Raw genomic sequence first — 21,113 nt, 5'->3', positions numbered from 1 at the left:
GACAATTATTTCATAGTTGTCTCTTTTTTCACAGGTATAAAAAACTGTTGAACAAAAATTACAGTAAAACATCAAATATTTTAATTTGGGAAGAATTAAATTTGTATTTCTATTAGAAACAATGGACAAATACAACTTTTTAGAACTCGTTTCCTCTATTGGGATTTTCATGGTACTTTTGCTTGCCTTGTTTTTGATTACCGTAAAAGCCAAGCACAGACTTTCAAATTGGCTTTTTGCTTTTTTTATTTTTACCAATGCCGTAGATGCATTAAAATTTTTACAGCGAGAATTTCCTGTTAATTATATCAACCTGGAGGCGTTTCGTTGGAGTATTGTTTATTTGGTCCCGGCATCGTTTTATCTCTATGTATTGTCCGTTTGTTACTCCAATTTTCGCTTAAAACCGAAATATTTACTGCATGCAATTCCCTTTGTTGCTTACAATTTGTATTTAATGTGGGGAATCTATTTTGTAGACAGAGCCTCGAAAATAGATTTTATAAATGGCATGAATGATATGCCTTTAATGCAATTTTTTCAATTTCTTTTTGAATTTTTGTTTCAAGTATATTTTATTGCTTCATTTCTGGTTATTAGAAAATCCAGAACGGTCTATCTCGAGAATTATACGAATCCGAATATTTCCGTACTTAACGCACTATACAAAATAACAATTTTATATTATTTCATACATTTTTTAGTACTTCTAAGATGGCTGGTTACTTTTACATTTGGTTTAGGAGAGGTCAGACAATGGATTGTAATCCTTGATGGGTGTGCGTTTTTATTTTGTACCTGCTGGTATCTATTTACTGCATTAAACAATCCGGAATTTTTTCGAGGAGTAAATTCTGAGCTGAAACCTATCACAGAAGTTGTTCCAAAACAAAAAACCAGCCTTCTCCCAGTTGAAGAAAAAAATAAGGAAATCGAATTTTTAAAAGATTTTATGGTTGAAAAAGAACCTTATCTGGATTCCTCATTAACCATTCAGGATTTAGCAGAGCAAGTAGAAATGCCTGTTAAAGATTTATCTACTTTGATTAATTTGTATATGGATAAACATTTTTTCGATTTCGTGAATGAATATCGAATTGAAAAATCAATGCAAATCCTAAAAGATCCTTCTCAAAAAGAACTGACGGTTTTGGAAATTTTGTATCAGGTTGGTTTTAATTCCAAATCTTCCTTTAATACCTCTTTCAAAAAATATACAGGAAAAACACCAACAGATTACAGAAAACAAGCTTTGTAAAATCAAATTATTTTCAAAAAATGAGTTCGATTTTTTTTAATCGGTCGCGTCCTGAGACTTTCTGAAGCATATTTGCATCAAAAAAACAAATTCAAAAAAACTCATGAAAAATATAATTGTACCCTTTCTTTTTCTATTTTCAACACCTGTATTTTCTCAAAAAAGTGAGAAAAATATTCAATTCGTTACGCAACAAAAAATAGATATCACATTTGATAAAACGAAAAATAGACACGTTAATCAAATTGATTCTTTAATGGCAAAATCCTATGAAAGAGGTTTATTTAATGGAAATGTCCTGATCGCTAAAAATAATAAAATTATCTATCAGAAATCATTTGGTTTTACAGATGAAACGCATACAACTTATTTAAATGATAAGTCGATATTTAATATTGGCTCCATTGCAAAGGAATTCAATGCTGTTGCCATCATGATTTTAGTGGAACGTGGTCTTCTTAGTCTTGATGACAGGGTATCCAAATTTAATTTGGGCCTGCCGAAATGGTCTGAAAAAGTGACCATAAGACATCTTCTTAATTATGCCAGTGGTATTCCTCCCATCGAACGATTAAAACCCGAAAATGATGCGGCGGCGTGGAATATTTTGAGAAGTAATGACAGCCTGCTCTTTGAACCGGGAACCAGTTACAGGTATGATAATGGAAATGTATTTCTACAAAGAAGAATTATTGAAAAAGTAACCGGAATATCATTTGAGGAATTTGTCATTAAAAATATAGTGAAACCATTGAAAATGACCAATTCGGTATTTGAGCCCAAATTGGGTTATAAAAACCGAACATCGTGTTATGATATGGACAATGCCCGATGCCCGGAATTGAAATTTATCAGCGGATGGCTCTGGGTAGATAGTAATGATCTCTATAAATGGATTGAAGCACTGAATTCTAATCGGTTAATATCCAAAGAATCTCTTCAGACTTTGCTGAATAACCCATACGCAAAAGATGAAGGCGGGTCACTTGGCAGATACTTTGAAAATGACGAATTGCAAAGACATAATGGCGTCTCTTATAAATTTGAATCTATCTATTTAAACGATTTTAAAAATAATATTACAATAATTCTGGTGTCTAATAATCTAAATAGAGTGTGGGACCTGGGGCATATTATTCACAACCTAATGTTGGGAAAAGAGTACGAAATTCCTAAAAAATCTATTTATCAACAGATCAGAAAAGAATCTCTGGGTGACGTAAATAAGGCTATAGAAACCTACCATGTACTCAAAGAAAAATCTAAAAATGAATATAGCTTTGAGAACCCAGGCGAGCTTAATAAACTAGGATATGAACTATTAAGGGGTGGAAATGTAGATTCAGCCCTTAAAATTTTCAGTCTTAATGTTTCAGAATTTCCCGCATCAGCCAACGTTTATGACAGTCGCGGTGAAGCCTATTTCAATAAAAAAGAATATCAATTATCAAAAGACGATTATCAGAAATCATTAGAACTGGACCCCACCAATCAAAATGCGAAGGAAATGATTTTGAAAATCAACCCACTTTTGTCTTCTAAAAAATAACAATTAAAAAGCACTCCTTTAAAAAGTGGTGCTTTTTTCATTCCAGATCGATTTGTCTGTATTCGACTTATTGAAATTTATAAAATCATTTTTTCTATTCAGATGAATTAAAACTTTTATTCCCAAGTTTTGAGACTGATCTACAACTCCTACTTTTTATTTGCGCACAACCTTCTTATCCTGAACTGGTTCCAGCCATCTTCTTTTCTCTCCTTCTTTGAAGAATAAGGTGTGCGGCATCCAGCATTTTAACCGTATGAATGTAGGGCATCACGATATTTCTTTCCGGTAGATTTTCATACACACCCATTGAGAAATAGACAATTCCGGACATAAAATAATCAAACTCTTTGAGGGTGTATTCCCTGAATGCTGTTTTGAAAACCAACAGAGGATTCCGGTATTCCTTCTCTGAAAGCAGGCCAAGAACCCAAGGGGAAATCTTTTCCGGCCGGGTATCGACCATCCATGTCCTTTCCTTTAGCATGATGAGATAGCCTGCCCGGATCAGCGATCTCATCGACTGATGAAACTGGAAGATCACCGCCGGATCTTCATGGATCCAACTATTCCTCTTTACCGCATAATTCATCAAATTGCTGAGCCTTTCTTTGGAAACATCCAGCTCATTGAACTGAAAGAACGTTTCCATCAGTTGCAACCCGGAGCACTTCTTACCTGTCCGAAACCGGGCATCGAAATCTGTTTTTATCTTTTTCATTGTTTGTATTTTTAGAATGCATGAAACCACCAGCCTACCGATGTACGCTGAGTTGTATTGTAAATGATGAATAGAAATAAAATCTGTGTTCCCGTGAAAGCCCTGAAGCCGCAATGGATTGTACACTCCATTGTACCCTATCATGATACTTTATGTAGTGAAGCGGCTTAGAAAAAGATGATTATAGAAAAACTGAACAGCATGAAATAAAAACGGCATGGGACTCTACAATATCTGAATCAGAGGTACTGGTATACCGTGCACACAGATAAGAGAGCCCACGCCTAGGTCGTGAGCTTCCTGCCTATCTTCCCGTGTGCTAAAAATTACCAGTTTTCTGATACGAGATTCTAAGCAATAGCTTCTATTATTCTTTGAAGTATCGCAAAGCTACTTTATTGCAGCTTATTGTACAAATATAATAAAAAATTTCAAAAAGTGGGTAATTATACCCACAAATTTTTATATGTTTCTATTGAACTTGCTATCAATTTAATATTGATATGTCTACAACATCAGAAAAAATCGCATTTCTAAAAAGCTTTGGAAAAAGAATCGAGGTATTAAGAAATGAAAAAAATCTAAGTCTCAGACAATTATCACAAAATTGCGACATTGATTATAGTGACATTAGTAAGATTGAAAAAGGATTAAGAAATATTCAAATGTCTACTATTCTGGAATTAGCAAAAGGGCTAAATGTAACAATAAAAGAATTGTTCGATTTTGACATAAATTAAAAATAAAATAAATGGAAAAACAATTAGAAAAAATAAGAAATAATCAAATCATTCTGGATAAAAAGCTTGAACAAATACTTAATGAACTTGATTTTGTAAAAAAAGAATTAAAGATTGTTATCAATAATCAATTAAAATTAGAAGATTATGATATTGACTTAAAATCTAAAATTCAACATCTTGAAAAAAGTGTTTTAGAAAATAAATTAAATAAATGAGTAAATCCTGACGAGAGTTGGGATTTCTTATTTTTATGGAAATCCGTAATGAGATTTTTTGGCTTTTTACTATTTTTATGTCTTATAAAATACTAAAAACTATTTCCACAATATTTAACCATGAAAATAACTAAAATTTCAGTCACCAACTTTCGTTTATTAGATAATATTTCAATAAATATAGAAGATGATATAACATTAATTGTTGGAAAAAATAACACTGGAAAAACTTCTCTTTTTGAAATCATTAACTTATTTCTAGGAGGAAAATATAAAATTTCCTTTCATGACTTTTCTCAAAATAGTTATGAAATTTTTGAAAATTGTTACAAAAAATTTAAAGATGAATTACTTGTTGAAGTCGACGAAGTTAAACGAGATCGACTGGAAAAAGAAATTATCCTAAATATTCCCAGAATTACATTAGAAATAAAAATTGAGTATAATAAAAATGAAGATTCTCTAATAAATATAAGCGACTTTATATCTGACTTAGACGATTCAAAAACAGAAGCAACAATACTCTTCAAACATGAACCTAGCGATACAATTAATCTTTTTAAAACATTTCATAACAGAGTAAATCAAGACATAAGATTAATTGAATGGCTAAATGAAAATATTATTGGATATTATTCCACACGTCTTTTTGGAGGAGATAATTTAATAGAAGATAATGTTTTAAGTAGAATTTCAAAAGTTTTATATTTTGAAAGTATTCAAGCATCTAGAAAATTAGATGATATTAAGACAGATAGAAATAGATCATTAGCAGTTGGATTTTCAGATTATTATCAAAATGTTCATGGTGATCAAGATGCTGATGTAGAAGCACTTAAAAATACTTTAAAAAATGTTTCTACTGAATTAGATGAAAAATATGAAAAAGTCCTTGAAAAAATTCTTGAAAAACTTAAATCATTCGGAGTCGACAAGGAAATAAATATTCCTGAAATAATACTGAAATCCAAATTTGACCCAGAGAACATCATAAAAAATAATATAAAATATTTTTACAAAAATGGTGATATTGAACTTCCTGAAAACTACAATGGATTAGGATATAGCAATCTAATTTTTTTGGTATTAAAAATTGTTTCTTTTATCGAAAATTTCAAGAAAAATAAAGCAAAGCATGAGACTGAAATCTTAACAATTCTTCTTGAGGAACCAGAGGCACATTTACATCCACAGATGCAACAAGTATTTGTTGAACAAGTGAGAGAAACTATTGAAAAAACTTTATCAGAAGACAAAGTACAAGTGCAATTAATTATTAGTACTCATTCTTCTCATATGATTGCTGAAGCAGGTCTAAATGTGAAAAGGAGTTTTGAGAGAATCAGATATTTCAACAAATTCAAAAAAGACAATAAAAATATTGTCGAGGTTAAGGATTTTAATGACTTTAAGCATAGAGAAACTAATAAAGATACCTTTAGATTTTTGAAACAATATTTAAACTTAAACAAATGTGATTTATTTTTTGCAGATAAGGTAATTATGGTTGAAGGTATCACCGAAAAACTTTTGATACCTTTGTTTATAAAGAAAGTTGCTAAAGAACTGGAAAATGAATATGTTTCAATCATTGAAGTAGGAGGAGCTTATACTCATAAATTCAAAGAGTTTTTTAAATTTTTAAATACAAAAGTTCTTGTTATAACTGATATAGATTCTGTTGATTCTATCACAGGTAAGTCCTGTCATGTATTAAAAGCTAATGCAAATACAAGTAATTCAACATTATCTATATGGCTTCCTAAGAAAACGAAAATTTCAGAACTATTAGCATTAACTTATGAAGAAAAATTAGACGAATCAACAACTATTAGAGTCGCTTTCCAAATTGCTGAAGATAATCAAACATTTGTAGCAAGAAGCTTGGAAAATGCAATTGTTAATTGCAATCAAATATTTTTTAAAAGTAAATATTCTTCTGAAGACGGCGCAGAGGTAAATGTGCACAAATCTTTTTCTTATCAAAAACTTAAAAATTTGGATGATTTAATTTATATGGATACGGAAAAAGATCAATCAGAAGTAGATCCATCTTCTAAACAAAAAACAGATTTTACTTTCGATTTGATGACTTTTGATGAAAATTTAACTAAGCTTGAATGGAAAGTCCCCAAATATATTAAAGAAGGCTTGGAATGGTTATCAAAAAATGATAACATGGAAATTACAAAAATTGACTAGTATGGCAGCATTTGACGAAGTAAAAGAATGTATTGAGAAAAAATCAAGTTTTGTTGTTGAAGCTGGTGCTGGTTCAGGTAAGACATATTTATTAATCCAAACATTAAATCATTTAATAGAATTGCAAGGTGATAATTTGAACTTGAATAATCAAAGTATTATCTGTATTACATATACCAATGTAGCTAAAAATGAAATTATCAAAAGAATTGAATTTAATGATTTGGTTAATGTATACACGATTCACGAATTTTTATGGCAATCTATAAAACAATTCCAAAAACAACTTAAAATTGAGTTATGTAAGCTCAACGAAATAAGATATCAAAAAGACGTTGATAATGATAAAGCTTCTAAGTATATTAAAAATTTAAAAGACCGAGTTAATAATATTGAAACAGTATTTTATAATGATTCCTCTTTTCGTGATTTTGAAAATGGAGAATTACATCATGATGATGTTATCGAATTGGCTAAAATGCTTTTTGAAAATTACTCGTTATTAGCATCAATTGTTGCACAAAAATATCCATATATTTTTATAGACGAATATCAAGATACATCTTTAGATACAGTACAAACTCTAATAGACTTTTTATTAAAAAGAAATGAAAAAAGTATTGTATTAGGTTTCTATGGGGATTCTCATCAAAAAATTTATGATTCAGGTATTGGAAATCTGGAAAACTATTACGAAGGAGAGAATAAAACTTTAGTCTTAATTAAAAAAGAAGAAAATTATAGATCTTCAAAAGAAGTTGTGAAGTTGCTAAATAGCTTTAGAACAAATATTGAACAGAATCCTCAAAAAGAAATACAAGGTTCAGTCAAATTTCTTTATTGGAAAAATCATCCTGAAAAGGGAGGGGAACAAAAAATAACTGAATTTGAAAATTCATTGAAAAGTCAAAAAAATGATTTCTACGATAAAACTGTAAACAAATTAATAGAACAAGGGTGGGTTTTTAATGCAGAATCAGACAAAATTCTTGTTCTAGCAAATAGTCGTATAGCAGAAAGAGCAGGGTTTTCGAATCTTTATAAATTATTTTCCCAAAGATTTACACAGTCTGTTAAAGAACGGCTTTTAGACAGAAATCATATTCTTATAAGATTAGTTGCTGGTTATGTTGATAAGAAAAACTCGCAGGAAAGACCAGTTGGATTAGAGCATTTATTAATTTATTGGAATCAGAACAACCATAATGAAGTAATTCGATTTATTAAAAAAAATGGCACTCTATTAAGTGAATTTAAACATTATAAAAAGAAAATAATATCTGAAACTTTAGATGACTTAAATAATAATAGAGGTACAAGAACAATCAAAGAAGTTTTAAAAACTGTTTTAGATAATGGAATAATTTCATCAAATTCTTTTAATGAATACTTAAAAAGGATACATCAAAATTCAGAAGAATTAGACCAAAACACTAAAGAAAGAATTGAAAAAGATAAAAAATTCTATGAAAACTTTATAGATTTACCTTACAAAGAAATTTTAAATTTTTGGAAACATATACAAAATGAAACTGTTTTTTCTACTAAACACGGAACTAAGGGTGATGAGTATAGAAATGTATTGACTGTAATTGATGATACTGAGTGGAAACAAGAATATAACTTCAATAATTTTTTTAATAATTTAGAAGAAAAACCAGAAAGAAAATTCCGTACACGAAACCTTTTTTATGTAGAATGTTCTAGAGCAAAAGAGAATTTAGTTGTGTTGATGTTATCTAAAATTGATGATGCAGCACTCGAAAAAATTAAAAAATGGTTTGGGCAAGAAAATATAATTGATTTACAATCATTTATTTAAATTCTCTCTGTGAAGTCTCAAATTTGGTGCAAGTTTAAAGGTAATAATCTTATTTACCAGCTCAAAGTCAGGAGCCTTTGTACTGCAGAGAAAAAATGAAATAACTTTTAGTTAAAGCTATTTTCTCATTACCAGAAGTTGAACATCTCAATAATTGGATTATAATGCTAAAAATTTGAAATTTTAATGTTTAGTAGAGGTATTTAAGAAAAGATAATAGTTATTTTAGTTCAAATAAAAACTTTAACACATGACTACTCAAGATGAAATCGAAAAAGTACATGGCAGTGGAACGCATGTATTATTATTAGGAGCAGGTGCCTCATTTGCATCAACATTAAAAAATCCTGAAAAGAATGGTAAAAATCTTCCCTTAATGTGGAATATTGTTGATATTGTCGGTCTAAACGGTATCGTTGATCAGTTACCAGCTGATTACAAAGCATTAAAGCAGGATTTTGAAAAGCTGTACAGTAAAATATCTAATGAAGATAAGTTTCCCGAGGAAAAAGAGGTTATTGAGCTGGCTGTTTACAACTACTTTGAGCAACTTGATTTACCAGATGAACCAACGATTTATGATTATATGATATTGGCATTAAGATCTAGAAAAGATATTATAGCAACTTTTAACTGGGATCCCTTTCTTTATAAGGCATATGTTAGAAATGGTAAGTTCACAAAAAGCCCAGGAATATTGTTTTTACATGGATGTGTCTCTTTAGGGTTTGACAAATCTAACGGCACGGTTGGACCTGCAGGAATGTATTCAAAAAAAACAGAACAGCTTTTTGAACCATCTCAGTTGCTGTATCCAGTTGATAAGAAAGATTATAATACCGATCCTTACATAAAAGGTCAGTGGGATTCCCTTGCCGGTCGATTGGAAATTGCGGAAAGAGTTACGGTTTTTGGCTACTCAGCACCTGTTAGTGATGTTGAAGCAATAGATTTGCTAAGTAAAGCGTGGGGCAATGTTGAAGATCGAGCAATGGAAGAATTTGAATTAATAGATATCAGAGAAGAAGATGATGTACGGAATGCTTGGAATAAATTTATACACTCTCATCATTACCATTATTGTAAAGATTATTTTAACAGTTCATTAGCATTACATCCTAGAAGAATGGTTGAAAGCTATCGCCATTGGGCAATGCCGCTTAGCCCAAATGAAATGTTTCAGGAAGGAAATAAAGTACCTGATAATTTTCAGACACTTGAAGAACTATGGGAATGGCATTTACCATTGATAAAAGCTGAAGAAGAGTTTTATAATAATGCTGAGTAGTTATATTAAAGGTATAGCTTTGAAAACAAAAAATATCCCAGCATTCGTTGGGATTTTTTAAGCAAAAGAATATCTAATCCTGTATTCTTATAAGGTTTATATTATTTTTTCACCAGCTCTACTCTACGGTTTTGCTCCTTCCCTTTTCATAACTATTATCTGTATATCCGTTAGTAAATACCTGTAAAACATACAATCAGCTGTGGCAACTTTATGCCCCCATATGTTTTAATATCCAGTTTAAGCATTCTTTAGAATCCATGATACTCCAGGAATGAGGATGTCTTGTACCGTCCGGACGAATTCCACGATCATTGGTGATGACAAGATCAGCGTTTTTGTGGCCTTTTAGTCGTAATAGATTAATCATAGCGGTAATATCTGCCACATTAAGGTCGTAAATATCCCTTCCTCTGTTTTCCATCTGCCATATAATCCCGGGTTCTGTATAAATCAGAATAGGGATATTCAGAAGATATTTTGCATTGCCGCCATCTTTTTCACGATAAGAAAACATGGATTCTCTTACGTAATTGGCTCTGTTTTTATCCGGTGTACCCATAGCATCAACCATTTCAGCAGTTAAATATTTAGCTTCATTAGTTCCAATATCAGAATAGTTTCTTTCCATCTCTCTCTGCAACCTGTAATACATATTCTCGTAATCTAACGGTGTGTCAAGAGCGAATACAGAATTGGGTATAAAATAGGTGTTTTTGTCCCTGATTGCCCTTTCAGCATAGGTAAAAGCCAGCATTCCACCGCCGGAAAGTCCTCCCATTGATATTTTATCTTTGGAAATTTTATGCTTTTCCACTGTATCTTTTACCATTCTGTCCAAAAACTTCTGCTCTATATGAAATCCAAAATCTCCGTCTTCCCAGGTTGGGAGTAATACGATAAGATTCTTCTCCAATGCCAGATCATCCAGCTTAATCTGATTCATTACTTTTTCGCCATTTTCACCTCCACCCGGTAAAATAACAAGTATTCCTTCAGGTTTATCCTTCGGAAGTAATTTCAAATAATGGTTCTGAGTATCTTTAAAAGTGATTTTTTCAGGAGTCTGTCCAAAAAGGTTAGTACAAAATAGGCCCAGGAGAAGGGTAAAGCATCTGATGTTCATCATTAAATAGGTTATTAGTGGTTATAACGCTGATTCCCAAAAAATATTTGATTCATAAAAAAGGAAACAATCTTATTGACTGGCTCAAAGTCGGGAAGCTTTAAACAACAGGAAATAAAAACCACCTATGTCTTCCTAATTGTATTCCGCGTAAGACTGATATAATTAAACATACAAAATGTTGCTGCCGCCCCGAAAGTATGCCATAAAAAGTGGGTTCCGAAACTGAACCATTCCCATTTGTCAGCGATACGGAAGGTCAATGCAAAAACAAATGACAGTACAGCAAAGCCCACCCATTTACCAGCTTTCCATTGGGTGTAGATTAAATAACGCAATACCGAGAAAACTACAAATGAAGCCATGATTGCATAATTTAGGTTGATAAAAAGTGAAGGATTATCTATCAAAATCCAGTTTCTCAAAGCAAACATAAGCAGTACATATACGAGAACCATTACAACAGCATAATACCATTTCGTACTCTGTGCTATAAAATAAAATCCGGCAGACAGGCAGAGCAACATAATGGGCAGCCAATCCATCATAATAAATACCGGCCATTGTCTGAATGAATGATAAACAGTTCCTCCTATGGCACCAATATATAATAAAACCAAACAGTAGGTTAAAAAAGGATATTGTTTAAAATTACCTTTCATTTTAAGGGTCCAAAAAATGGCTATGGCTAAAAAAAATACAGCTGTCACCGCATTTAACGGCTCAGGAAAAAACTGAGCCATATCTGTTTCTTTATATAATATGCCTCCGTCCGGAGGTAACTGATGTATTGGCATTGTCCTTTTTATATTTGTTCATAGGCATGCTGTAGAACACAAAATGCAAACAGAGCCAATTTTATTTAACATGAGTAAATTATTCTAAAATACTTATTTATTTCTCAAAATATTGAAATCTGATGTAATTTTTTAATTAATTCTTTATAAACACTTTTTCCGGCGCATAATCATCAGTTTTTGATCCGCCGCTGACGGATTTTACTTAAGAATTGCGGAGTAATTCCAAGATAGGAAGCAATCTGTGTATTGGGAAGCCTGTTGGCCAGCTGAGAATAATGTTTAAGGAAAAATTCATATTTTTCTTCTCCTGTTGCACTTATATTCTGAAGTACCCTATTTTGGAGCTCGATGAATTTCTGTTCAATAATAACTCTGAAATTCCTGTCGAATTTGGGATAATACGTATAAAGAAACCAAAGATCATTTTTTTCAATCTGCAAAACAGTAGAAGTTTCAAGAGCCGCAATGTACAATTGACTTGGTTTTTTATGATGAAAACTGTCTATATCCACAATCCAGTCATTCTCTGCCGCAAACTGGAGATTATGTTCTTCGCCGTTACCATCTATATTGTACATTTTTAAACATCCTGAGACAACAAATGTATAATATTGACACACTTCATTTTCTTTCAGAATAAACTGTTTTCGTTTGATTCTCCTTTCAACAAAACGTTCATTCAACACCTCAATTTCTTTCTTTGAAAGCGGAATATAGCTTTTAAAATATTCTACAAGCGGAATGGTTTCTTTTGACATTGTAAATAAAACTTGTTATATAGATTCTGAATAAATCACCATAACAATATATCAAAAAAAACTGAACAGATATACATATGAAAAGCTTCAAAAAAATAATATCAAAATATAAGCTCAACAATGTTCTTTTTTATATCAACAATCATAAAACAATATGCAGAAGCTCAAAAAACAGATTATTTGTGAAAAAAATATAATATTTGAACGTAAGAAATCACCCATAAGAAAAATATTTGAAAAAATAAATACCTTACTTTCTGGTATAACAAGATTTATCTGATTATATTGCATCTGTCTATTAATAGGTGTTTCCCCCACTGAACAGACCAATGTATATACTTTTAAAAGCCGATGAAAGAATTACAAAAACTCACCAAAGATCAATTATACAAAAAACTCAAAGAAAAATCTGAAAATCTATATACCATTGCCCATGAAGCGCTGGAAAATAATTTCTTTAATGAAAGCTCTTTAGATGAAGAAAGTCTTGCCGAGTTTCTTGAAATGCTGGATGATGAAACAGCAGAAAAAATAAAAGATGCTTCCCTTCACATTAATAATGAAAATAACGCTCCCGAGATTGTCCTTATAGAGAACGAAAACAGCACTTCCCTTGAATTGATTACCGATGAAAATGAAGGCTATAAAATCATTTTCATAGAAGGTGACATTCATTTATCCGAAACCCTTTTTGTTGAAGACTATATCGTTCTTATTGCAACAGGTAATATACAGGCAGAAAATATTATCATCAACGGTTCACTGTACTGTTCCGGAAATGTTACCAGCAAAGTATTATTCGGAGCATCTGGTAATGATAATGAAACGTATATCGGTGGAAGTATTATGACTTCTCTGATTGCAGAAAACGGACATTATACGGTTGCAGAAGGCAATATATATTCCAGGTATTTAATTAGTTTTCATAACGAAATAACAGGAAAAACCGGAAAGTTCATCGAAAATATCAGCCTGGAAAAACCAAGTGAAATTGGACTGTTGAATCCCGAAATTCTTGACGAAGACGGATATTTTGATGAAGATTCTTTTTTAACCTTTATTGATACCAATCCTCCGGATGCCTTATTTGTTAAACCTACTAACTTATTTTGATACATCCCATAGAAACAGGTTGTTATAAACCAGAACTCTAAAGACTTTTCATCACTGTTTATAATCAGGAGAAAAAATTTTTTTCTAAAAAAACTTTAGAATAACTTTGCAAAAAATTTCTGTTGAAAGACCTGCTTCTTATTACTCCGCCTTTTACACAACTTAACACTCCTTATCCTGCAACTGCTTATATTAAAGGATTTTTAAATACCAAAAATATTTCCGGTTATCAGGTAGATTTGGGGATTGATGTTATTTTGGAATTATTTTCAAAAGACGGAATTCAGAAGGTTTTCAGCAAAAAAACTGATCTTCAGGATACCTCTGAAAATTCTCAGAGAATCTATGCCTTAAGAGAAGAATATATCAAAACCATAGATCAGGTTATTCTGTTTTTACAGGACAAAACGCCCACTTTGGCAAGACAGATCTGCAGTATGAACTTCCTTCCTGAAGCTTCCCGTTTCAACCAGCTGGATGATATGGAATTTGCTTTTGGAAATATGGGTCTGCAGGACAAAGCCAAACATCTGGCAACCTTATACTTAGAAGACATATCAGATTATATTGTTGAAAATATTGATCCTGATTTTGGTTTCAGCAGATATGCTGAACGTCTCGGAAAAAGTGCCAATTCTTTTGATGAATTGTATTCAAAATTATCTGGAGGCTCAACATTTATTGATGAATTTACTTTAAAAATTCTTCGTGAAAAAATAGAAACAGTTCAGCCGAAACTGGTTTGCTTTTCAATCCCTTTTCCCGGTAATCTGTACTCTGCTTTCAAATGTGCGCAATGGATCAAAATGAATCATCCTCACATCAAAATTGCGATGGGTGGAGGTTTCCCCAACACCGAATTAAGAGAAATTAAAGATCAGAGAGTTTTTGAATTCTTTGATTTTATTACCCTAGATGATGGCGAACTTCCTATTGAACTTCTTCATCAAAATTTAGAAATTTCCAATGGAGAAGGTGAATTTAAAAGAACTTTTCTTCTCGAAAATAATGAAGTTGTTTATAAGAATAACTCAAAAAGACACGACTATAAACAAGCTGATATTGGTACTCCGGATTATACAGATCTAAGACTGGACCAATATATTTCCGTTATCGAAATCGCCAATCCCATGCACAGTTTATGGAGTGACGGAAGATGGAACAAACTCACGATGGCCCATGGATGCTATTGGGGAAAATGTACATTCTGTGATATTTCTTTAGACTATATCAAAATCTACGAGCCTATTTCTGCTAAGATCCTGGTAGACCGAATTGAAGAATTGATCAGAACAACAGGTGAAACAGGATTCCATTTTGTGGATGAAGCTGCACCGCCTGCTTTGATGAGAGAGGTTGCTTTGGAAATTCTCCGAAGAAATCTTGTCGTTACCTGGTGGACTAATATCCGTTTTGAAAAAAGCTTCACCAGAGACTTATGCTACCTCCTGAAACTTTCGGGATGTGTTGCTGTTTCCGGAGGACTTGAAGTGGCCAGTGACCGATTGCTGAAATTAATTGACAAAGGAGTTTCTGTAGAACAGGTGGCCAACGTAACAAGAAATTTTACAGAAGCCGGAGTTATGGTGCATGCTTATCTGATGTATGGCTACCCTACCCAAACCATTCAGGAAACAGTTGATTCTTTGGAAATGATCCGGCAGATGTTTGAAATGGGAATTCTTCAAAGTGGTTTCTGGCATCAGTTTGCAATGACTGCCCATTCTCCTGTTGGAATGAAGCCTGAGGATTTTGGAGTAATTCCTATAAAACAAGAAATTCTGTTTGCCAATAATGATATAGACTTTCAGGATAAAACCGGAATTGATCATAACAAGTTCAGTTTCGGATTGAAAAAATCTTTATTCAATTTTATGCATGGAGTGAATTTTGAACTGCCACTTCAGGAATGGTTTGATTTTAAAATTCCAAGAACAACTATTCATCCGGATTATATCCACGACTGTCTTTTAGAAGATGGGCAGTTTCAACTGAAGACCAATTCGAAAGTTGTCTTTCTGACCAAAAATGTAATCGCTGAGAATCGCGTAAAAAATAAAAAGAAATACTCTGGTACATATACGATCCTTACATTCCACCTAAAAACCAATATTGTAAAGGTTGAACTGGAACAGGAAAAGGCAGAATGGCTGATGAATGTATTGGAAGAAAATTCTATTGAAAACTCAAAAAAAACTACTATTCAACAACTTAAGAATCACTTTGAAGAGAATTTTGAAGATTTTGAGCTATTCTGGTTCTCAAAACAAATGCAGCAGTTGAAGGAAAATGGAGTGATTTTAAGTTTATAAAAATTTTCAATTTTTTCTCAGGGATTTTTAAAAATAGGAAGTTTTGTGCTTTTTTATATCCTATGGGATGATTAAGTTCCGTTTTACTTTATGAAAATTATTTTGGCTGAAGCCAATTGTCACTATTAAATTAACAAACGGGCTTTAGCCCGTTTCTATTAAATATTATTTCTCTCGAATACAGATTACAAATTTTACAAATCTGTTTTCTCTTTAAAGCATTAATTAGGGGTTTCTTTTGAAACAGTACCGACAGATACTTTTTCCTGAATTTTAATAAAATTTGGATCCATGATAGCCATGCGTTCTGCAAGGGCTTTATAAGTCGGGAACTTTAGAATAGAAGCTCTCCCAGACATTTCTTTATAAATGGTGAAAGATTTTCCGCCTGCTGTCTTTAATTGCTTTGTGGTCGTAATATACCTGCCGATTAGTTTACTTTTGGCATCATAAATCTCAATATCTATAGGTGTTTTATCCATAATTATATCTTGTGAACCGAAACTTACAGGCAGATTGGTAAAATATCCCACCGGAACACCATTACTTAAGATCTCTCCCACTTTATTGACCTCAATATTCATCTTATCAATTTTCTTTCTGATCGTGTATGCATCTTTGGTCTTGCTGTCCAGTTTTCTTTTCGGAACATTTGAAAAGATCTCATCCAGGTTTTTCACATTGATTCCTTTATTATCAATGATTTTAAGATCCTTAACCGAAGTAAAAACTGCTGACTTTTCTTCACCGGAGAACGCTGAAGGTGATGAATAATCAATTTCAATCGTTTTGTCCCTGTTATATACTCTATTGATACTGATATAGCTGTCGCGAACAGAATCAACGATACTTTTATCAATGAATTTTATAGTATACATCGGGGTTTCCTTCAGATCCATAAACGTATATTCGCTGGATTTGTTAGACAGTTTCGCTACCGGAATACCATCCAGATTGATAATTCCTCTCTTGGTTTTGATATTCTGAGCATGAAGGAAAACACCCAGAACTGTAAAGAATATGATTATGCCTCTCTTCATACAATCAAACTTTTACAAATAAAAAAAGTGTAACACAAAGTTACACTTTCTTGAAAATATATTTAGCTTTTCATTTAATTATTCACAAAGGATAATACCTTTATCATGATTAAATTCTACAACACCGCTTTTGATAGCATAAGCAAAAACAGAGTCTTTTCCAGCTTCTTTGGTAAAGTTTTTAGCAAAAGCCTCATCAATAGAATTAGCAAAAAGCTTTACATTACCTCCGATCAAAGAAGAAACAATTCCCGCGTGGTTTTTCATGATGTGAAATTCACCATTTTTTCCAGGCAACAATACTGAGTCTACTTCTCCTTCAAAAACTACGTATTCTGGTGTTAAAATTTTTATATTCATTTTAATTTAGATTTGAAGATTTCAGATTTCAGATTTCAGACAACCTTAAAGTCTCATGTCTGGTATCTTTTATCTTTATGTCTAATTATTAAGCGTTTTCAGCTAACATTTTTTGTCCTGCTTCGATAGCTTCTTCGATAGTTCCTTTCAAGTTGAAAGCAGCTTCTGGCAAGTGATCTAATTCACCATCCATAATCATAGTAAATCCTTTGATTGTATCTTTAATATCTACCAATGATCCTGGAATACCTGTAAACTGTTCTGCTACGTGGAAAGGCTGAGATAAGAATCTCTGAACTTTTCTTGCACGGTATACAACAGATTTATCTTCTTCAGAAAGTTCTTCCATACCAAGGATTGCGATGATATCCTGAAGAGCTTTGTATCTTTGAAGAATTTCTTTTACTCTTTGAGCACAGTCATAGTGTTCCTGACCGATAACTTCCGGAGCAAGGATTCTTGAAGTAGAAGCCAATGGATCTACCGCTGGGTAAATACCTAATGAAGCAATCTTTCTATCAAGTACCGTAGTTGCATCCAAGTGAGCAAACGTAGTTGCAGGAGCCGGGTCAGTTAAGTCATCCGCAGGTACGTATACCGCTTGTACTGAAGTAATTGAACCATTTTTAGTTGAAGTAATTCTTTCCTGCATCGCACCCATTTCAGAAGCAAGAGTTGGTTGGTAACCTACCGCTGATGGCATACGACCAAGAAGTGCAGATACCTCAGAACCAGCCTGTGTAAAACGGAAGATGTTATCTACGAAGAAAAGTACGTCTCTACCTTGTCCGCTTTCTCCACCGTCTCTGTAGTACTCTGCTAATGTAAGACCAGAAAGTGCTACTCTAGCTCTTGCACCTGGCGGCTCGTTCATCTGTCCGAAAACGAATGCAGCTTTAGAATCTTTCATAGCTTCTAAATCTACTTTAGAAAGATCCCAACCTCCGTTTTCCATAGAGTGCATGAAATCATCACCATACTTGATAATTCCTGATTCCAGCATCTCTCTCAAAAGGTCATTTCCTTCTCTCGTTCTTTCACCTACTCCGGCAAAAACAGAAAGACCTCCGTGTCCTTTTGCAATATTGTTAATCAACTCCTGGATCAATACTGTTTTACCTACACCAGCACCACCGAACAAACCAATTTTACCTCCTTTTGCGTAAGGCTCAACTAAGTCGATTACTTTAATACCTGTAAATAAAACTTCTGCAGAAGTTGAAAGTTGATCAAATTTTGGAGCTGGTCTGTGAATTGGTAGACCACCCTCCTTAGAAATATCTTGAAGTCCGTCGATAGCATCACCAACAACGTTGAATAGTCTTCCGTTTACAGCCTCTCCGATTGGCATCATAATAGGATTTCCGTATCCAATTACGTCCTGCCCTCTTTTAAGACCGTCAGTAGCGTCCATTGCGATACATCTTACTGTATCTTCGCCAATATGTTGTTCTACCTCTAAAACTACTTTTTCACCGTTTTCTTTTGTAATTTCTAACGCGTCATAGATTGCTGGAACAGCTTCCACATCTGTGAAGACAACGTCGATTACCGGACCAATAATTTGAGAAATTTTACCTTTAATTTGGTTTGCCATTGCTAAATTTTTTCTTGGTGCAAATATAGTGATTCTTCATAAACCCGCAATTGGTAAAAAAAAGATTTTTATCATGCTTTTGAGAATAGATTATTTTAGTATTATAACGATATAACAATGAATAGGTGCTGCAATAGTAAGGTTATAGGTATTACTCCATTGTTATATTGATACATTGGCACATTATTTCTATATTTGCAGTCAAATTTTTCCGTTTTGAAAGTTTTCAAGAATTTTACAGATTATTCCTCACAGAAGCCTTTAGCATTGTCTTTAGGAATGTTTGACGGGGTACATCTCGGGCACAAGAGTATTATTGATGAACTGACGAAAGTAGGTACAGAGAACAATCTGGAAACTGCTATCCTTACTTTCTGGCCGCATCCAAGGTTTGTTTTTAATCCTAATGAAGATTTAAAACTTCTGAATACCTTAGAAGAAAAGAAACAGCTGGTTGAGAAGTATGGTGTTGATAATCTGTTCCTGAAGGAGTTTGATGAAGAGTTCAGAAACTTAACCGGAGAAGAATTTGTACGTCAGATTTTAATTGATAAACTCAACGTTAAATACCTTATTATAGGATACGACCATTCTTTCGGAAAAAACAAGAGTGGAAATTTTGAACTTCTTCAAACATTATCCAAGGAGCTTGATTTTGATGTTGAACAAATGGAAGCAATCAATATTCACGAAAACAATATCAGTTCTACGAAAGTACGTAATGCACTTTTAACAGGAAATATTAAGGAGGCCAACGAAATGCTGGGGTACTCCTACTCTGTTTCAGGAACGGTGGTTCACGGGAAGAAAATCGGAAGAACAATTGGCTATCCAACGGCCAATATTGATACGGAATCAATTAAGCTTTTACCTAAAAAAGGAGCTTATATTGTAGAAGTATTCGTAAAAGGCAACCAATATAAAGGAATGCTGAGTGTGGGAACCAACCCTACGGTAAATGGAGAGAAATTAACTGTGGAAGTTTATATCCTTGATTTTGATGGAGATATCTATGATGAAGAAATTACGGTAAGTTTCAGAGATTTTCTTCATGATGAAATCAAATTTGAAGGTCTTGAAAAATTGATTGAAAGACTGGACGAAGATAAGAGGTTAACAGAGAAATTTGATTTTTAAGATATAAAAAAGGCTATTCAGTGATGAATAGCCTTTTTATTTATTTCAATATTTTTAAGTATATTTTCTGAGGTTCATTACTTAGTTTCACGTTAGGAAACTGTTTGTCATAATCAACAAAAATATCCCCTTTTTCATCTGCTTTTCCGTTTCCGTCAGAATCCCAGCTTATTGTTACATAATATTTTGCCGGTCCTGCAGGTTTTGGATTGATTTTGCTTTCAGCATCTTTGGGTACTGGCAGGTCAATAGTGAACGGTACAGATTTCTGCTCATACTCTTTTTCTGTAATTAAAGTGGCAGGAGCATCTGCCAGTTTTTCATCCATTCCGTATAAGCTTACTTTAAGTTTTGGATTTTTAATCGTAAAATTCTCTGTTCCTGAAAATTCTATTTTAAGATTTTCTGAAGCTGAGACAGCAGAAGCCGGATTTTCAGCAGTGCTTTTCTTTACTGCTTGGGTGCAGCTTGACAACATCAATGTACCTGCTGCTACGAATAATAAAAGGTGATTTCTCATTTGTTATTTATTTTGTTAACATTAATCATGTATTTTACTGACCATAGGTAACAAATTCCATACCTTAAATTATTTTTATTATTTTATAAAGAATTTACTGCATTCTGAGCCTTCTTTGTCAGGGATTTAAAAACCAAATCATAGGAATGGTCAATGAGTTTAAAGATCAGATCTCTTTTCAAACCATCTGCTGTTACAGAATTCCAATGGGTTTTGTTCATATGATAAGCCCCTGTAATCTGAGGATACTGTTCACGAAGCTCTGCACTCCATTCAGGATCTGTTTTTACATTAATCGCTAAGGGTTGTCTTTCAAGCCCCATCAGTAAAAACATTTTGGTGTCTACTTTCAACACAAGGGTCTCGTTATCAAACGGAAAGCTTTCCGTAACTCCTTTTTTCGCAAGACAGTAATCTAAAATTTCGTTGGCATCCATATCAGAGATAAGTAATGAGTGATCAATAATTAGTAATGATTAAATGATATAATTCTTTAATCTTTAATTCAAATTTAGTAAATTTAAGAAAGAAATAATCTCACAAATCACAATT

General features: G+C 32.8%; 19 protein-coding genes. 10 read left to right on the top strand and 9 right to left on the bottom strand.

Annotated features, from left to right (window positions below; translation table 11 throughout):
- The first annotated feature begins 121 nt into the window (after positions 1-121).
- Positions 122-1,258 (top strand): helix-turn-helix domain-containing protein, encoded by a 1,137-nt coding sequence (locus tag ACPF63_RS08495; RefSeq protein ID WP_426482679.1) that lies wholly within the window; start codon positions 122-124, stop codon positions 1,256-1,258.
- A 256-nt stretch (positions 1,259-1,514) separates the two neighbouring features.
- The gene (locus tag ACPF63_RS08490; RefSeq protein WP_426482678.1) at positions 1,515-2,807 is read left to right on the top strand and encodes a serine hydrolase; all 1,293 of its coding nucleotides are present in this window, start codon (positions 1,515-1,517) and stop codon (positions 2,805-2,807) included.
- Between the two features lie 175 nt (positions 2,808-2,982).
- On the opposite strand, the gene ACPF63_RS08485 is transcribed toward ACPF63_RS08490, so the two are convergent.
- Complete coding sequence (locus ACPF63_RS08485) at positions 2,983-3,459, bottom strand: hypothetical protein (protein WP_426482677.1); 477 nt, start codon at positions 3,457-3,459, stop codon at positions 2,983-2,985.
- A gap of 572 nt (positions 3,460-4,031) precedes the next feature.
- On the opposite strand from ACPF63_RS08485, the gene ACPF63_RS08480 reads away from it, so the two are divergent.
- From ACPF63_RS08480 to ACPF63_RS08460, 5 genes are all read left to right on the top strand, one after another.
- On the top strand, positions 4,032-4,268 hold the full coding sequence (locus ACPF63_RS08480; protein ID WP_426482676.1) for a helix-turn-helix domain-containing protein: 237 nt from the start codon (positions 4,032-4,034) through the stop codon (positions 4,266-4,268).
- Positions 4,269-4,279: 11 nt separating this feature from the next.
- Entirely contained in the window at positions 4,280-4,486 is a 207-nt protein-coding gene (locus ACPF63_RS08475; RefSeq protein ID WP_426482675.1) for a hypothetical protein, read from the top strand.
- 120 nt (positions 4,487-4,606) lie between these two features.
- A complete protein-coding gene (locus ACPF63_RS08470; RefSeq protein ID WP_426482674.1) occupies positions 4,607-6,688 on the top strand; it encodes an ATP-dependent nuclease in 2,082 nt (693 codons plus the stop codon).
- Between the two features lies 1 nt (position 6,689).
- The gene (locus tag ACPF63_RS08465; RefSeq protein WP_426482673.1) at positions 6,690-8,510 is read left to right on the top strand and encodes a UvrD-helicase domain-containing protein; all 1,821 of its coding nucleotides are present in this window, start codon (positions 6,690-6,692) and stop codon (positions 8,508-8,510) included.
- Positions 8,511-8,760: 250 nt separating this feature from the next.
- Complete coding sequence (locus ACPF63_RS08460) at positions 8,761-9,798, top strand: hypothetical protein (RefSeq protein ID WP_426482672.1); 1,038 nt, start codon at positions 8,761-8,763, stop codon at positions 9,796-9,798.
- Positions 9,799-10,009: 211 nt separating this feature from the next.
- On the opposite strand, the gene ACPF63_RS08455 is transcribed toward ACPF63_RS08460, so the two are convergent.
- The 3 genes from ACPF63_RS08455 to ACPF63_RS08445 form a co-directional block, all read right to left on the bottom strand.
- On the bottom strand, positions 10,010-10,927 hold the full coding sequence (locus ACPF63_RS08455) for a hypothetical protein (RefSeq protein ID WP_426482671.1): 918 nt from the start codon (positions 10,925-10,927) through the stop codon (positions 10,010-10,012).
- 122 nt (positions 10,928-11,049) lie between these two features.
- Positions 11,050-11,721, bottom strand: a complete 672-nt coding sequence (locus ACPF63_RS08450; RefSeq protein ID WP_426482670.1) for a hypothetical protein — start codon at positions 11,719-11,721, stop codon at positions 11,050-11,052.
- Between the two features lie 173 nt (positions 11,722-11,894).
- Complete coding sequence (locus ACPF63_RS08445) at positions 11,895-12,482, bottom strand: Crp/Fnr family transcriptional regulator (RefSeq protein WP_426482669.1); 588 nt, start codon at positions 12,480-12,482, stop codon at positions 11,895-11,897.
- 351 nt (positions 12,483-12,833) lie between these two features.
- Between ACPF63_RS08445 and ACPF63_RS08440 the strand changes: the two genes are divergently transcribed.
- The gene (locus ACPF63_RS08440) at positions 12,834-13,595 is read left to right on the top strand and encodes a hypothetical protein (protein ID WP_426482668.1); all 762 of its coding nucleotides are present in this window, start codon (positions 12,834-12,836) and stop codon (positions 13,593-13,595) included.
- A gap of 122 nt (positions 13,596-13,717) precedes the next feature.
- Positions 13,718-15,907, top strand: a complete 2,190-nt coding sequence (locus tag ACPF63_RS08435) for a B12-binding domain-containing radical SAM protein (protein WP_426482667.1) — start codon at positions 13,718-13,720, stop codon at positions 15,905-15,907.
- 221 nt (positions 15,908-16,128) lie between these two features.
- Here the strand turns inward: ACPF63_RS08435 and ACPF63_RS08430 are convergent, their stop codons facing one another.
- The 3 genes from ACPF63_RS08430 to atpD form a co-directional block, all read right to left on the bottom strand.
- Positions 16,129-16,947, bottom strand: coding sequence for a hypothetical protein (locus ACPF63_RS08430; RefSeq protein ID WP_426482666.1), 819 nt, complete (start codon positions 16,945-16,947; stop codon positions 16,129-16,131).
- 78 nt (positions 16,948-17,025) lie between these two features.
- Positions 17,026-17,307, bottom strand: coding sequence for a FoF1 ATP synthase subunit delta/epsilon (locus tag ACPF63_RS08425; protein ID WP_077417074.1), 282 nt, complete (start codon positions 17,305-17,307; stop codon positions 17,026-17,028).
- Positions 17,308-17,395: 88 nt separating this feature from the next.
- A complete protein-coding gene (atpD, locus tag ACPF63_RS08420; protein WP_077417072.1) occupies positions 17,396-18,904 on the bottom strand; it encodes a F0F1 ATP synthase subunit beta in 1,509 nt (502 codons plus the stop codon).
- A 216-nt stretch (positions 18,905-19,120) separates the two neighbouring features.
- On the opposite strand from atpD, the gene ACPF63_RS08415 reads away from it, so the two are divergent.
- A complete protein-coding gene (locus ACPF63_RS08415; RefSeq protein ID WP_426482665.1) occupies positions 19,121-20,041 on the top strand; it encodes a bifunctional riboflavin kinase/FAD synthetase in 921 nt (306 codons plus the stop codon).
- A gap of 40 nt (positions 20,042-20,081) precedes the next feature.
- Here ACPF63_RS08415 and ACPF63_RS08410 read toward each other — a convergent pair whose 3' ends face one another.
- Positions 20,082-20,561: a hypothetical protein gene (locus ACPF63_RS08410; protein WP_426482664.1), complete on the bottom strand. Its 480-nt coding sequence runs from the start codon at positions 20,559-20,561 to the stop codon at positions 20,082-20,084.
- Positions 20,562-20,644: 83 nt separating this feature from the next.
- Positions 20,645-20,998, bottom strand: coding sequence for an MmcQ/YjbR family DNA-binding protein (locus ACPF63_RS08405; protein WP_047385226.1), 354 nt, complete (start codon positions 20,996-20,998; stop codon positions 20,645-20,647).
- Positions 20,999-21,113 lie beyond the last annotated feature (115 nt).

The sequence above is a fragment of the Chryseobacterium sp. R2ACT005 genome, from assembly GCF_049949215.1.
Taxonomy (GTDB): Bacteria; Bacteroidota; Bacteroidia; order Flavobacteriales; family Weeksellaceae; genus Chryseobacterium.
The sequence above is the reverse complement of the archived record's forward strand: the minus strand, read 5'-3'. Positions and strand labels throughout refer to the sequence as shown.